Genomic DNA, 15,112 nt, shown 5'->3' on the forward strand with positions numbered 1-15,112 from the left:
ATAAATTAGCTTTTATTTCAATAAATGAAAACTCTTGAACCAATTTGAAGAGTTTTATAAACAAATTCCAAGTCGTCATCATTCAAACGCACGCAACCGTGTGTTACGGGCATGCCAAGCTGACGTTTATAAATGGTGCCGTGAATAAGGTAACCATCACCAAGTGCAAGCGAATAATCGCCAAGCACATTATACTCGAATCTGGAGGAATGTGACATAGACGGTACAGGAATTCCTTCTTCAATGAATGCCCAGTCTGGTTTTTTCCAAACAGGTGCTTTAGTCTTTCTCAATATTTTTCTTTCGCCTCGGGGGGTCTTAAAAATCCAACTTTTATTGTTATCCCCAATGAGGTTTATGTAACTGCCTGTTGAACATTTTCCTTCTTTTAAAAGTTTGGAACCTTTATATATGTAAAACTTGTTTTCGGTAGTATTGATAATGATGTATGGATGTATCGGGGTAAAAGTATTCATCCTCTTTTCAAGCTGAGCTAGATCTTTGATAAGTGATTCTTTAAGTTTGTCTTGTTCCTTTGCAAGTGTTTTGTCGGGAGATACTTTACCGCTCCCGGTCAATAACTGAAATTCTGAAATGGCAGTTACACCTTCAATCATGAGGAAAGAAAAAATTAAAACAGTAAGGACGATTCTAATAATAAACCAACTCCATAAAAAAATAATGCCCAATTTGCTATGCATTAAATAGTCATAAACATTGCTAGATACGTTAAATGCAAATTTCCCGGCTTTTAGAGAGTTGGATTTTGCAATTAAAATATAAGGTTTGATTTGATCTTTCATAATCCTAACGATTAATTACTTCGCTGAGCTGTTTTAGTGAACCCACAATAGTGATTGGGGTTCCGACTGAAGATAGTTTATATATTATGTCCATTTCTTTGTCGGTCAATGCTACACATCCATTTGTCCAATCAACCCCTTTACCACCCTGTCCATGAATTTCAATTAGGCTACCGAGTGTTGAGTTTCGTGAAATATTACCATTGTTTTTTTCACGATGGAATTCTTCTTTATCTTCAGGGTTTGGATAATTAATAAGTAAAGCTTTGTAATAAATAGTGTTTTTGCCATCCTTTTTTTTAAGGACACTGTACATTCCTTCAGGTGTAGAATTATCCCCTTTAACTTTTTTATGCCCAATCCAATTTTTGCCAAGTTCTGCTTCAAATGTATGCTTTAATTTACCGGATTGATAGATAAAACATTTGCGGTCAAATTTATCGACGACAATGGCAACGCTTTTATTTTTCTTTGAATCCTCAATTGTTTTTTTAACCCATTTTGTCCACTGAGGGTAAGCTGAGAAATAATCAGTGATAAACTTATCAGAGAAGTCGTATGAAGAGTCTAGCAAATTTTTAGCTTCAATCAATAATGCTTGGGTTTTGATATAATCGCCATGATTGAATGAATTTTCTGCTTCGCCAAGTAATAGTTTTCCCTGAATGTTGTTTTTTCGAATTTTAACCGGAAGTGGCAAACGACTGAATAAAGAGCTTGATTTTAAGACTTTTAAGCGGAGTTCATTTATTCTCGCTTTTCCAACATCTTTTAAGTTATCTGAAGTTTTTTTCGTATAGCCGATGGCTTCTAACGCAATCTGACAAGACTCAATTGCTTTTTTTTGAACAATTTCATAATCCCTGAAAAGTAAAAATCTTTCATTTTCACTTTTCCAGATAATCATTGCTGAATCATAAAGTTCTTGTGCCTGCTTCATCATTTCGGGAGTATAGTTTCCGGCTCCTTTCGACCATGCTTCTGAAAGCGCATTTCGGGCTGATCCGATTTCTTGAAGCGGTGGTTTTGGCGATAAAACAATCATTGCATAATACAAACCCAAAAGAAATGATACACTTAAAATTGTTATAATAAAAAACCTGATAATCCGCCTCATAATAATTACTCAACCCTTGATAACAAAAAATAAGGAAGTAAATCAGGAAATATCATTTTCCATTAACTTCTTCCTAAAACAAAAAATAAGATATCTAAAACTCATTAAAATTAATGAGGCATTAAACTTTAAATAAAAATATCCCCAGAATTATATGGGGATATTTTTATAGATAAACGTAAATGTTATTTACCGCCTTTTTTAGCAATTGCTTCTTTTAACTCAGTATTGATAGCCATTGCGCTTTCTTGTGCTGATTTTAGTTTAGCTTTTGCAGCAAAATAGCTACCATCTGTAAACAAAGTATTTGCTTCAACTACTGAAGCATCAATTACAGCCATTTCGCTTTTGATTTCAGCAATAACAGCGGCACCGCCTTTACCTTTAGGAGCTTTGGCAACAAGGGCATTGTTCTCAGCCACAAGTTCTGTCATTTGTGAAAACATTGTTTCGATTTCAGCAATTAGTTTAGCTTTGGCAGCTTCTCCATTTGCTTTAACTACTTCAGCTTTTGCTGTTATAGCAACAAGTTTTTCTTTCTCTTCGGTAAATCTAACAAACAATTTGCCTTTTCTAGCTTCAATATTTTCTAAAACTGCATTTAGTGAATCCTGAATAGCTTTGTATTCTCCAGGCACATAAAGATCTGCTTCTGCAGTCTTTGCAGTAGCAACAGCAGCCTGAGCTGCATCCATTTCAACTTGAGGTGCTTTACCGCAACTTGTTAGAACTGCAACCAATGCGATTGCTAAAAATCCCATGAAAATTTTGTTCTTCATTTTTTTGTTTTTTTTAATTATTATAATGTTAGTTTAATATTTAACATCAGCGTTTATCCTTTTGCCAATTGTTATTTAGATAGATTAAAGGTTTATTCTGAATTGTTAACTTTGATTAAGACGTGAATTTAAAAAAAAGTAACCGACTTTTGATTAATATTTATTATATCAGCAAATATACAATATTTTCATAATTCTTATATTAAAATACAGGAATCTTTTATATTTGTTATGTCTTTAATATTAATAAATGCATCCCGCAACAGATTTTTTATCGGTTTCTGATGAAGAACTTATTTCTTTAATACTTAAAGAGAAGGATAAGGTTCACTTTAAAGTAATATATGAAAGATACTATGGGAAAGTACTCAATAAGTGCTATTCTTTTCTGAAAAACCGTGACCTCTCAACCGAATTGGCTACGGACATAATGGCTAGGGCTTATGAGAAACTTGATACTTTTAAAGGTAATTCCTCTTTTTCTACATGGCTTTATGCAATAACATACAATAATTGCATTGATTACCTGCGCGAGAAAAAGAAGCTTCATTATCCTGAATGGAATAGAAAACAGGAATTACCTGATATCAGTGATGCTGAAGAAGTTGATGAAAATGATAAAATAAGTTATGAGTTTATAGTTGAACTCATGGAAAAACTACATACAGAAGAAAAAGCCCTTCTTCTAATGAAATATCAGGACGATATGAGCCTAAAGCAGATAAGTGAGTCAATGCGCATAACAGAGAGTGCCGTGAAGATGAGACTTAAAAGGGCAAAGACCAGATTATTATATCTTTATAAAACCTCCAGAAAAGATGAATAATCAAATGATTTATCGTTACTTTTTTTAAATTCCTCGTCTTTATACAGTAATTAAAAATTTTAATGGATTTTATTAAGTCAATATTTGCAAAGAAAAACACGGCCCCAGATCATATAAAAATTAAGTTTAAACAATTATTTCCTAAAGCAATTGGGGTTGAATGGTGTAAACTCAAAGATAGTGTGGAGGCTGTTTTTACTGAAGAAGGTAAAGAGAAAATAAGCCTTTTTAACCTTGAGGGGAATTTAATTGAACTTAAAACGAATCTTTCCATTGAGGCAATTCCCAATCCAATTGCAAAGGCTGTTGAGAAGGAAGGTGAAATAATGAATTGTATTTCTATATTTATTCCAGAGGTGTTAAATTATGAATTGATCGTTCGAGATTCAAATTTGAAACGATATAGAATATCCTCAGATAAAAATGGCTCTATACTTAGTAAAGTAGAGCTTTAAAATTCCAATAAGATAAGCGTTTTATTATTTAATTAAACGTATCAGAGATGTTAGTATGCATCACTAATTCGGAACTGCTCTGCACTTTTCCCCCTCCAAGTTGCCAAACCATGTCAATATGGTAGGCAGTACAAAACCCGCGCTCAGGAGTATTATCTTCTGTTCTTCCGCCACCATTGCCAAATGCCAATGAACAATCAGGATATAAACGTTGAACCCTTGCTAATAAATCTAAAGCTGTTCCGTCAGAATCACTAAACTGCATTACTTGATCTACATCCCGAAATGCTGAGATTATTTCTGATCTTTCCGCATAATTCATGAAACATCTTTCTTTTTTATTCACAAGCCAGGCATCTGAATTCAGACCGACGATTACCTTGTGAGCCATGTTTTTAGCAGCTTTAAACATTCTGATATGTCCTTTATGAACGGGATCAAATCCTCCAGAAAGAATCATGATGTCATATTTTTTCATTAAATCAAATTTTGATAAGATTAATTATGAGATTAAATTTGAAATTATTAACAAGCATTTGTAAATTAAATGAAAAAGCATCTTGTAATTTCAATGGCAGTAATTTACTTTTCAACGAAGTATTTAACAAATTCTATTTCTAAATAAATTAAATTAAGTTCTATAGAATAATGTCATCATAAGTTATCCTGAATTAAATTATTTTAAAATTTAATAGAAAGTCATTGCCATTTATGGTCATTAAATTGAATCATTTTTTTTGTATTTTTTGAGTAGGAAATTTTTTAAAGAAAGCATTGATTTTGCAAGATGTGATTTGTACGATTCAACCCTAGGGATTGTTTTAGGCGGAGTAACGATTTATCCAAATGCCGGTAGTCACTATTATCTAACATATTGTCCATTATTTAACAAATGGCTTGGCGATCAATGGAAACTTGAAATGACCAAGTCGGCTGATACATTTTTTGAAGATATCATTTTTGAATTAAGAAAAATGCCAAGATTTATCAGATTAAGGTATTTTTAATTAAAAGGAAGTATCGAAGTAATCTATTCCAGATTTGGTTGACTTTTGAAAGATCCCGATTTCGTTTCACTCATCGGGATAAATTCGACTTAAGTATTTGACTACGCCAAATGGCTTAGCAAATACCAGCCTCATTTACTTTCCGATACAATATGTAATGTAATACTGATTATCAGTTAATTATGTACTTTTGGCAACGAATGGGCAACAAAAAAGCAAATATCAAATGAAATCGTAATGCAAAGATAGGAAGAATTTTACGGATTTTTAGGCAATAAAAAAGCCCTTGATCTTCACCAAGGGCTCTGTTCAATTCAGGTTTCTTCTACTTAACCTTACTGGCTAAATCATTACCTGCTTTGAATTTGATTACTCTCTTTGGCATGTTCGACAAGAATTGAGTGTAATCGGTAGTTACAACGTGTAATGCAGTTAATGCATCTACCCATTCTGATGGAGCAACTACGGAGGCTGAACCATCGGCACGGGTTGCAGCATCAGGATAAATCACTGCTTTGTTGGTGGTGCAGTTGAATAACACAAATGTCAGGGAGCTTGCAAGCTCATCAGGATTTTGTGTATTCGGGTCCCAGGCAATATCCATAACCTGGTTGGGCTCTCCGGTAAGGGTAACATTGTTTACCGTGCTTCCATCAAAGTCACAGAGAACAACCTTTGAATGGTCAATTACAGGAGGATCACCTGCAAAGGCATTTTTTACGTTGATACTCGTGATTTTGTTGAAGGGCGACATTTTCTTCAAGCTACCGGCATAAACTTCATTGATGAGCGGCAAAACTTGCCTGACAAGGTCAACAGTGGTTGCGAATTTGTTTCGCTGTGTTACCTGTCCTTCAGTCTGAGGGTTCTTTACTTCAATCGGTTTTGAACGCATTACGTTTTTACCAAACTGCTTTGAAAAAACGGCAGTACCGAATTTCTTTTTGGTTCTGCCAGTGATCGGATTTTGTACAATAGCCATTTTTATAAAATTTAAAGGTGAATAACTCTTTTTAATTAAGTGGACTTGATACAGACTTGGTACGGCTTAAATACTTCGTTGTTCAAATCCGTTACAAAAATAGGTCGAAAAGCACCTGATTACAAGTAATATACTGATTATGAGAACGTAATGTATGCTTATGCTTTCTTTTACTTCAAATTGTTTAAAAATAAAAAGGGAGTTTTTGGCTCCCTTTTGTCATGTAGTAAGCTCGAATTTTCTTGAAGGATTATCGATTACATCGCTACCGTATTTGTTACGGATGTATTCGATTGTTTTCGGGCTTTTGTTGGCACTTTTGTAGTCAGGTGGCCGGTAATACCACATTACCTTTTTTGGTGCGAAGTAAAAGCCTGTTTGCTTTAATTGCTGACGGTGCGGGTAAGTGTTGCCACTCAGCCAAATCCAGTTACCGATTAATTCAATATTAATGCCATGTAAGCCGATTATCTGGTCAATGATTTCCGGGTACTTGATAAATTCCTGTTGCTCCTGTTCTGATTTCTCGGCAAACGAAAAGAACGGATTTTTCAGGATACTTTCATATTCAGCATTAATTTGCTGCATCGTGGCAGTTTCTCCGCCCCGGTCGGGATGGTGTTTTAAAGCAAGTTCTTTGTACCGCTTTTTTACTTCATCTAAGGAAGTACAATCTTTGAAAAAGTCTGTTTTCATTGCTACTGTTGATTAAATGTTAAAAAATCGCTGTGAGCTTCGCCTACGGCTCGCATAAAAAGAATAATTCATTAATGAAACCTTAAGCAACCAAAAAGCGGTGCGGTGGCTGAATTGCAAGGTTTTTGCGAAAAAAATACTACCCCCTGCACCTTTAAAAAATCAAATAATATTGCAGGGGTGTGGAGATTTTTTTTGCAAAACCCGTAGGGCTTGACCTTGCAAGAGCGGGGGCGGCTTATCTTTGCTTAAAGGTTTTATTAATGATACCGCTAATGTCTTCTGATTTTTAGGGGATGCACAGAAGCTGATGCGAGGTACAAATGTTTCCGGTGGGTGGGTTCAGTGGTACAATGTTTCTACGGGCGAAGTGGGTCGGCAATGGGATGGCTGCGGGCTGGAGGTTTTGGCTTGTGTTTTTGTTTTCAGGGCAGGGGAAACGGCAGGGTTGGGAAAAAAATATCGAACAAATCAGGGATGGCTGCAAAGTAGCAAGCTGCAAAACCTTAATGTAAAAATGATTAGTGGTGAAATGAACGGAACTGAAATGAAATGGAGCGTTGGTGGAGTGAAGCGGAACCGTTAGCGGAATGGAATGGAAGTGGAGTGAATGAACCTCTAATCTAAATTAAATCCTTGCTGCTTGCTGCTTTGCATTGGGTGGGCTTTGTTCTGATATTTTTTTTAGGGCTGGCAGCCGTTTCCGAAGGGCAGGCACAAAAACCATGACAAAACCGGAGCGTTGGAGTGGGTCGGATGAGGGATAGCCAAAATTGCCCCTCAAAGGGCAAAAAGAAAAGCTGAATCGGAGGTAGAATGCTCGATGTCAGGGGCGGGCAGGCTGTGCGGCTATTTAATATAATGTGCTTATAGGACAGCCGAATTATGACATTTATACCGCTGAAAATAGGCTGTACTATAAGATCACATTATGTTAATATAGCTTTGGGTTGTTTTTTTCTGGCACAAGCGTAACGGTGGTGGTGGTTGGAGTGAAGCGACTTTTTGCATTTGAGCGGTGGCGTGGCTCTTTGCAACCGCAATGGAGCGCAGCGGAATGAGGATTGCAATGTGCCACTGTGCGGTGGCATTGCAAAAAGTGTGACAGAAAAAAACAACAGAAGGGCTGGCGAGGGGGAGTGCCTATAAAAGACAGTAAAGCCCGTAACGCTTCATTTTAAGTGAGAGCGATGGATTTTATAGGCACGGGGGAAAATCTTACTTGAATGAGTCAATCAGAATTGCATTGCTTTATTGAATTTTTCCCCTCTCGTTTAATTTCATACATCAATTTATCCGCTATTCTCAATAATTCATCTGCTGTGATATTTGCATTATTGCACGTCACAGCTCCGATGCTTAGAGTTATTGGCCAATTCTTTTTTCTCATTTCAGAAAGAAGACCTTTTTGAAATCTTGATATTACAATTTTAGAAGATTCATAACTCGTTTCTGGTAATAATAATGCAAATTCATCCCCCCCAAGCCTGGATATTACATCAACTTTCCGCAAATTGTTTTTTGCAAAATCGACTATATTTATAAGCACTTGGTTTCCTATTGTATGGCCATAATTGTCATTTACAAATTTAAGATTATCAGTGTCAATATAAACCAAAGTAAAAGGGTGTTTGTATCGTTCCAAACGCTCCACTTCCATTTGTAACAATTCTGAAAATAGACGCGAATTAGCAGCACCAGTTAAACTATCAGTACGGGCTAATTTTTTTTCATGATCAAGTGAGATTCTAAATGAAGAAACAAGTATAGTTATTAAAATGAAAATGGTGATAATAATTAAACTATTAGATGCTATGATAAATGGATTAAGAAAATGAATAACCAAAGAAATATCTAAAAAAAACCAGGCAGTGAAACTAATTAATGATGAAAAGATCCCAACCCTACGACCAACAAACCAAGCCAAAAACGAAATAGGAATTACATATAAAAGGAAAAAATAAATCTGACATCCTAAGATAAAGTTTAGGATGAAAATAAAACCTACAAGCAAAAAACCTATAATAATATTGTATAATGGATTTTTCTTCTCAAAAAAAATATAAATACTGCAAATGTTCCTTGCTGATGAAGGGAACTGCTTTGAGCGACTCATAATATCTTATTAAATTTAGTGCTACATTATTTATAAAGGAAAATTTTATACAATTTCTTGATCTATCATGTATATTAACTCGCTTAAATTTTTGATAATGGGTACCTTATATTTTCCTATTTCACTATCCTTGACATTATTACCTCTATTTAAAAAAACTGCTTTCCAACCCACTGATAATGCACCTTCAATATCTGCCAAAAGGCTATCTCCTACATGTAAAAAATTTTGAGGAAGGACACCAAGTGTCTTCTGCACAAACTGAAAAATAGCTGGGTCAGGTTTAGCTGCACCAATATCAAAAGAATAAAAAACTTTTTGTAAATACCTGTTTAGCCCGACTGAATCAATTCCGCCAGATTCCCATGGAGTACAATTACTTATAGCTACCAATAATATTCCTTTTTTTGATAAAGATTCTAAAACGTACATCGTGTCATCAAATAAGAAAACTGGCGATGGCTGAAATTCGTCAATGAGTTTTTGTGGATTTTTGAATCCAATTATGCTACAGACTTTGTGGACAGCGTCGTGTAAAGAATAGTTTTTAGTTAAAAAATGCTCAAAAAAAAGAGGATATAACACTTCTTTAGATAAGCCGGTTTTATTTATAAACTCTGCACAAAAGCCATCATGACTAAGTTGAATAAGAGTGTTACCAATATCAAAGCTAATTATTTTAACTTTTTTCATTATTTTATTTTCGATTAATCTTATCTATGAAACCCGCTCTGAACCACAAACTCAGTATTCTCAACAAAAACTTCTTTCCCATTATTTGCCATAATAAGTTCTTCTTTTATAACTTCTTCAAATTCCTTTAAGCGATCCCCAAAAAGATGTTTTGCTGAAAAAGAAGTAGAATATAAATAACCAATAATACTTTGTATTTTCCATTCACGAATTAAAGGAATAGCTTCATAATGTGGATCATCATAACCATTATTTTTCAATGTGACAATATAAGGTTCATCTGGTGCGGAATATGTTGAGTTTCCAGCTCGACGTTTTTGGCCTAAAAACCCTTGGATAACTTCTTTAACTCTTTTTTGCCAAGGTTCATTACCAGTCCAAAAGCTTCCATCACCAATTAATGCAACACCGCCACCTGGTTCAAGGATGCTGTGAAGTTTTTGTAAAAGTGGGTACTGATCCATCCAATTAAAAGCTCTGCATGCAATGGCAAGTCGATAAGGTCCTTCATTGACAGATATTTCTTTATCAGATCGTTGTTGCCATTCTATTTTAAAACCTAAGGGCTCGTTTTTTTTTGCTTCGTTTAACATTTCTTCATCGGTATCAAATGCAATGGTTTTTTCGAAAAATGGCGCTAAAGGAAATGTCGACAATCCTGTTCCACATCCCATATCAAGAAGAATACCCCTTCCGTCAAGATTAAAACGATCCTTTAAGTGAATCGCAACCTGAGGTGGCAATCCAGGACGAAAGGCAGAATAATACTGTGCAGCACCTTTGAATAAATCAGCTTGTAATTTTTTATTGCTCATTTCTCTTTCTCCTATTTTAAAAGTCAATTTATTTTTAATTTGATAAAGCTATTTTGATGGCTCTTTCGTGTACAAAACCCTCTCTGATTATTTTCGGATATTGTCCTTCACTACAATCTATAATAGTCGTATGATTAAAAGCAGGGCAGATCCCACCATCAATTATTATATCAATTTTTATTTTTGATTTCTTAATAAAACTTAGTACTTCCTCTATTGATAAAGCAGGACCAAGATGATCTTTATCCAAGGAACAAGAGGTATTAACAGTTGTAGCGGCTAAAGGTATAGACGCAGAACAAGCTATTTCACCAAACAGCATAGGTGGACTAATAGCTAAGGCAGACGTTTGGTCAAACGCAAGATATTTAGAAGCTATATTTTGATCCACCCAAGGAAGAAGCAGAGTAAGTTCACCAGGCCATAACTTTTCAATTAACATTTCAGTTTCGTTTTCTATTTTAAAAAATAATTTAGAAAGTAACTTATTTGGTAAGATAAAAAGAGGTTTTTTGTTTAATGATCTTTCTTTAGCGTTAAAGATTCTTTCAATGCATTCTTGATTTTCAGCTTTACAACAGAACATATACCATCTGATGGTTGGTATAATGACAATGCCATCATTCAATAATATATGAACCGCTTCACTAATGGCTTCGATAGATGGTTTTAGTATTTTAGTCATGGTTTTTACTTTTTATACAAAAATTAATTTTTGATTCAAATGAAATTGCATTTTGATTTGACAGTACTAATCTGATTGCTTCATTTGCTATATCATATCGACTAACTGCATTAATAGATAGGCGCTCAAAACCAGCATTAGTTTGATCATAATCCAAATACCCCAAAACCTTTGTATTAGCAATAATACCTATATCCCATAATAATCCTTTAATTGTTTTCGGGTAACCATTATATGCCCAAACACAACCTGAACTATCAGTAATAATAGATTTAAACTTCTCTATTTCTAAATGAGTTGAATTTTCAAGAAGGCTTAAATCCTCAATGACAACTACACGAACAAAAATTTCAGGATAATAAGAATTTAAAATATCTTTGGCACATAAAGATTCCTCAGCCATAATATCTCCGATAGCAATTATTGTTATTTTTAAATCACCTAACATATCACTTTGTAATACCCGCCACGATTTACAACTATCTTCTTTTATAAAATTAGAAAGAGAAGAAATTTTCTCTAATTTATTTTTGTTAATAACCATTATGTTTATTTGGTTATAACTTTCCATCATTTCATTGAAAAAGATAGCGGCTGCTTTAGCTGTGACAGGCATATAAATTTTTACATGAGATTGATTTCTGCCAATAAAATTGTCGACAAATCCAGGATTGTGGTGGGTAGAACTATTATTCCATCCCAAACTAGTCAAAATAATATTTACAGATGGATAAGAAGGCTGCCATTTCAATTTTTTAAGTATTTTCAAAAATTTTAGATGTTGGGCAGTTAAGCTTTCAAAAATTGGAGCAAAAGCCTCATAAGAAATTAACACAGCATGATTTCCTGCCATAGAAAATCCTTGAGACCAAGCATAACATAGATGTTCATTAAGAATCTCAATTACATTTCCATGCGTACTATAAACTAAATCATTTAAGTTGCAATATTTTAACTTAGTAATTTCTAAGATTTTATCAAATTTATTAGATGCAAGTTCATCTGGACTAAATACGATAATATCTTTAGATTCTTTCATTCTATTAATTAAATCTTTTATGATTGTATCAATAGGACTTTCTGTGTTATAAATTGTCTCTTTTAATAATGTTTTATGACCTTTATTAGCTTTATGATTAAAACCAAAAAGATTTTTAGAGGAAGGCAGACATTGTGTTACCTCCTCAAAGGGAGAACCATCATCATCAAATAATTCATTAGGAACATAAGACAATAACCAGTTTTTAACCATTTCTAATTCACAGGTGTCTTTGGATGGATTTTTTAAGATTGGTTTATGTGAATTGCAACTTCCTTCAAAAAGACGTGTGCCAAATTTTTCCGGAGCTGTCCATCCTTTTGGAGATTCAAGGATGATAATAGGCTGAAGTAAAGTTTTTGAACTGATCAGGTTTAAGTAAGCCAAATTAAATGCTTCGGCAATCTGCTGGTGATTATCACCAATAAACATTGGTATTAATCCATAACTATTAAATAATTGTTCATGCTCAATGCGGGATTTTAGGGAATATAATGACTTAGACCCCATTTTATAACCATTAGCATTGATAACAGGCAATATTTTTCCATCATTTGATGATAAAAATTTAAACCCTTGCCATGAAGCATGAGCAATTGACGTTTCAAGCTCTCCATCTCCGATAATACAGACAGAAAAGCTTTTGGGATTATTTAATGCATAACCTTGAGAAAATGCCAATGCTGCTCCTAATTCACCACCGGAATATAACATCCCCGGGTAATGCGGAGTTATTTCCGTATTGAAACCATTGTTAGAAGCAAATGCATTAAATAAATTAGCCATTCCTTCTATATTTCTTTTATATTCTGGATAAACCTTCTCAAGGGAACCTTCCAAAAATAAATTTGATAGTATTGCTGGACCAGCATGTCCGGAACCAACGATTAACCGAATTTGCTGACCTGACCGACGTGATAAATCTGAGGCGTGTGCATAAATTGCATTAACACCAGGGCAAGCACCCCAATGACCTAAAATTCCTTGCTTAAAATGATGAAGACTTAGTTCTTCTCTAAGAAGTGGGTTATTTTTTAAATAAAGCATGCCAACGCTAAGATAATTAGCAGCCCTCCAAAATAATTGAATCGATTTTAAATTTGGTTCAAGTAATTTCATAATAGTAAAAACTTATTCTGGAACACGAAATCCTTTAAGTATTTCATTGCCAAATCTTAGATACCATAGACTCCTGTAATCTTCCCAAACTAATGGGCGTAAAGTAGTTTTTAGAAAAATTTTCTCTATTTTAACTCTAGCTTCTAAAAAATAGCCAAGATCTAAAGCAGTTGGGTCTAATAAATTATTATTATGTTGCTGATGTAATTGTAAAACATTAATCGTTGGGAATTTTGTTGTATATTTTATGAATTCTTGCATATATGGTAAGAAAACATCATGAGATTCAATTCCAATAACATAAGTATAATTAACTTCCATTCCTGCCTCAACACACTCTCGCATTATATTTTTAGCATGAACAAGTGTCAATTCTCTTTTAGAATCTTTTAGCAGATGTCTACGCTCAAAACACTCTAAAGAGACACAGTACCCAAATGAGGGGATTTCTCTTAAAGACTGAATTGCCTCTGATGAAACAAGCATCGAGCCTAAATAAAAAATCCTACCTTGAAAATTAAAATCTTTTAAAACATTATTTAATGTAAGCAAAAAAAGTAACAAATCTTTTTCAGTTTGGTAACATCCTGTGACAACTGAAACTTGAATAAGATGAGAAAGATCAGACAGATCATGTTTATTAATCCAATTATAAAAGAATTCACGTATATCTTGTTCTGATTCCATTCGTTTGCGATCATGTGGTACTTGATAAGCCGTATAACAGAACTCACATCCTCGACAAGAGGTTCTTGAATTTGGATTAATATTTAATGATGTTCCTAATCTACGAGGGTAATGAGAATCACAAAAATCTTCAGTTGCACCAATTGTTTTGCCTATTTTATAATTGTCCAAATAAAGTACTTCCTCGGATATCCTAAATGGACTTTTGGGATTAACCGCTAATGCAAAATAATAATCCAATTCATTTAGATCAGCAGCATAAGAAAAAATAGAATCATTACCATTTAAATGAAACGCTGTACGCATCCTATTGTAAGTAACATCCATTGTTACACCAAAAAGATTTAGAGAAATAAAAAGAGCATCTTCAAAAGGGACCCCATAATTCTCTGCAAATGTTTTAATCTGTTCAATATTTAATTTCATAATTTATTTACTAAAGGTGAAGACATCGAAGAAACAAAATCGACAATCGAATTTCTTTTTTGCATAATTAGAACAATAGTCATAATAGGAACAGTAATTTCTTTAAATTTTTGGATAGTTTCGCCTACATCTCTCAAAAATGCATCTCGGCGGCACTTATCAATACTATTGATTTTAGGATATGTATTTAGGAATTCAGGATAACTTACTTTATCATAATGATACAATGAATAATACCGTTTCATGAAGCACATGACAAGATCAGGCTGATTTAGTATTTCTATCATTCGCTGTTCAACCTTGTAAAACACTCTAGTGTTAACGGTTTCTTCATATGAGGGATAAATCTCGTATAAATATTTTCTAAATAATTTCTCAATTTCGAATGTAACCGCTGATTGAGTTTGTAAAAAACTATTCCAAATTAAAACTAACGAACCATTCTCTGCTAACACTTCTAAAACTTTCTTATATTTTTCTTGGTTTTGAGTTAAGTGGAACGCTTTAAAATCAATAATCACATCATAATACGAGGAAAGAGCATGATATTGCTCAAAATTTGTACCAACAACATTAACATTTGAATATGTTGTATTTGTGTCCTGAGTAAATGGAATTATATTCTTTCTTGTTTCTATTCCGATAATATCGCACCCAAACTCAGCAATTTTTTTAAGTGTTTTACTACTATCGCTTTCAATCTCCAATATTTTTTTGGTGGGTGTAATATTTAGATTGTTCTTAAGATCATCAAACATTATATTCGGATATCCGGGTCGCACCGAATCATAATTTTCATGATTAACGAAATATGAATCAAATATTTTTCTACCATGTAGTTCCATATTAGTTATTTAATAAAATGTA

The 15,112-nt window shown here is 33.8% G+C and carries 17 protein-coding genes; 4 read left to right on the forward strand and 13 right to left on the reverse strand.

Annotated elements, in window-relative coordinates:
* Positions 1-17 precede the first annotated feature (17 nt).
* From KKG99_11160 to KKG99_11170, 3 genes are all read right to left on the reverse strand, one after another.
* Positions 18-803, reverse strand: coding sequence for a L,D-transpeptidase (locus tag KKG99_11160; GenBank protein ID MBU1013556.1), 786 nt, complete (start codon positions 801-803; stop codon positions 18-20).
* 4 nt (positions 804-807) lie between these two features.
* Positions 808-1,920, reverse strand: coding sequence for a L,D-transpeptidase family protein (locus KKG99_11165; protein MBU1013557.1), 1,113 nt, complete (start codon positions 1,918-1,920; stop codon positions 808-810).
* Positions 1,921-2,105: 185 nt separating this feature from the next.
* On the reverse strand, positions 2,106-2,699 hold the full coding sequence (locus tag KKG99_11170; GenBank protein ID MBU1013558.1) for a hypothetical protein: 594 nt from the start codon (positions 2,697-2,699) through the stop codon (positions 2,106-2,108).
* A 250-nt stretch (positions 2,700-2,949) separates the two neighbouring features.
* Between KKG99_11170 and KKG99_11175 the strand changes: the two genes are divergently transcribed.
* Together KKG99_11175 and KKG99_11180 are read left to right on the forward strand one after the other, a co-directional pair.
* Positions 2,950-3,525: a sigma-70 family RNA polymerase sigma factor gene (locus KKG99_11175; protein ID MBU1013559.1), complete on the forward strand. Its 576-nt coding sequence runs from the start codon at positions 2,950-2,952 to the stop codon at positions 3,523-3,525.
* 62 nt (positions 3,526-3,587) lie between these two features.
* Complete coding sequence (locus KKG99_11180) at positions 3,588-3,980, forward strand: hypothetical protein (protein MBU1013560.1); 393 nt, start codon at positions 3,588-3,590, stop codon at positions 3,978-3,980.
* Positions 3,981-4,008: 28 nt separating this feature from the next.
* Here KKG99_11180 and KKG99_11185 read toward each other — a convergent pair whose 3' ends face one another.
* Entirely contained in the window at positions 4,009-4,458 is a 450-nt protein-coding gene (locus KKG99_11185; GenBank protein ID MBU1013561.1) for an adenylyltransferase/cytidyltransferase family protein, read from the reverse strand.
* A gap of 268 nt (positions 4,459-4,726) precedes the next feature.
* Here KKG99_11185 and KKG99_11190 point away from each other — a divergent pair, with 268 nt between their 5' ends.
* Entirely contained in the window at positions 4,727-4,987 is a 261-nt protein-coding gene (locus KKG99_11190; protein MBU1013562.1) for a hypothetical protein, read from the forward strand.
* Positions 4,988-5,312: 325 nt separating this feature from the next.
* Here the strand turns inward: KKG99_11190 and KKG99_11195 are convergent, their stop codons facing one another.
* Both KKG99_11195 and KKG99_11200 read right to left on the reverse strand, forming a co-directional pair.
* Entirely contained in the window at positions 5,313-5,969 is a 657-nt protein-coding gene (locus KKG99_11195; protein ID MBU1013563.1) for a hypothetical protein, read from the reverse strand.
* Between the two features lie 219 nt (positions 5,970-6,188).
* Positions 6,189-6,665, reverse strand: a complete 477-nt coding sequence (locus KKG99_11200; protein ID MBU1013564.1) for a J domain-containing protein — start codon at positions 6,663-6,665, stop codon at positions 6,189-6,191.
* Positions 6,666-6,975: 310 nt separating this feature from the next.
* Between KKG99_11200 and KKG99_11205 the strand changes: the two genes are divergently transcribed.
* On the forward strand, positions 6,976-7,251 hold the full coding sequence (locus KKG99_11205; protein ID MBU1013565.1) for a hypothetical protein: 276 nt from the start codon (positions 6,976-6,978) through the stop codon (positions 7,249-7,251).
* A gap of 645 nt (positions 7,252-7,896) precedes the next feature.
* Here the strand turns inward: KKG99_11205 and KKG99_11210 are convergent.
* The 7 genes from KKG99_11210 to KKG99_11240 form a co-directional block, all read right to left on the reverse strand.
* Complete coding sequence (locus KKG99_11210; protein MBU1013566.1) at positions 7,897-8,592, reverse strand: GGDEF domain-containing protein; 696 nt, start codon at positions 8,590-8,592, stop codon at positions 7,897-7,899.
* A gap of 234 nt (positions 8,593-8,826) precedes the next feature.
* Complete coding sequence (locus KKG99_11215; protein MBU1013567.1) at positions 8,827-9,474, reverse strand: HAD family hydrolase; 648 nt, start codon at positions 9,472-9,474, stop codon at positions 8,827-8,829.
* Positions 9,475-9,494: 20 nt separating this feature from the next.
* Positions 9,495-10,289: a class I SAM-dependent methyltransferase gene (locus KKG99_11220; protein ID MBU1013568.1), complete on the reverse strand. Its 795-nt coding sequence runs from the start codon at positions 10,287-10,289 to the stop codon at positions 9,495-9,497.
* A gap of 34 nt (positions 10,290-10,323) precedes the next feature.
* A complete protein-coding gene (locus KKG99_11225; GenBank protein ID MBU1013569.1) occupies positions 10,324-10,974 on the reverse strand; it encodes a Sua5/YciO/YrdC/YwlC family protein in 651 nt (216 codons plus the stop codon).
* On the reverse strand, positions 10,967-13,132 hold the full coding sequence (locus KKG99_11230) for a hypothetical protein (GenBank protein MBU1013570.1): 2,166 nt from the start codon (positions 13,130-13,132) through the stop codon (positions 10,967-10,969). The genes KKG99_11225 and KKG99_11230 overlap by 8 nt, the downstream gene beginning before the upstream one ends.
* Positions 13,133-13,144: 12 nt before the next feature.
* On the reverse strand, positions 13,145-14,245 hold the full coding sequence (locus tag KKG99_11235; GenBank protein MBU1013571.1) for a hypothetical protein: 1,101 nt from the start codon (positions 14,243-14,245) through the stop codon (positions 13,145-13,147).
* On the reverse strand, positions 14,242-15,090 hold the full coding sequence (locus KKG99_11240; GenBank protein MBU1013572.1) for a hypothetical protein: 849 nt from the start codon (positions 15,088-15,090) through the stop codon (positions 14,242-14,244). Before KKG99_11240 ends, KKG99_11235 begins: the two co-directional genes overlap by 4 nt.
* Positions 15,091-15,112: the final 22 nt, after the last annotated feature.

The sequence above is a fragment of the Bacteroidota bacterium genome, assembly GCA_018816945.1.
GTDB lineage: Bacteria > Bacteroidota > Bacteroidia > Bacteroidales.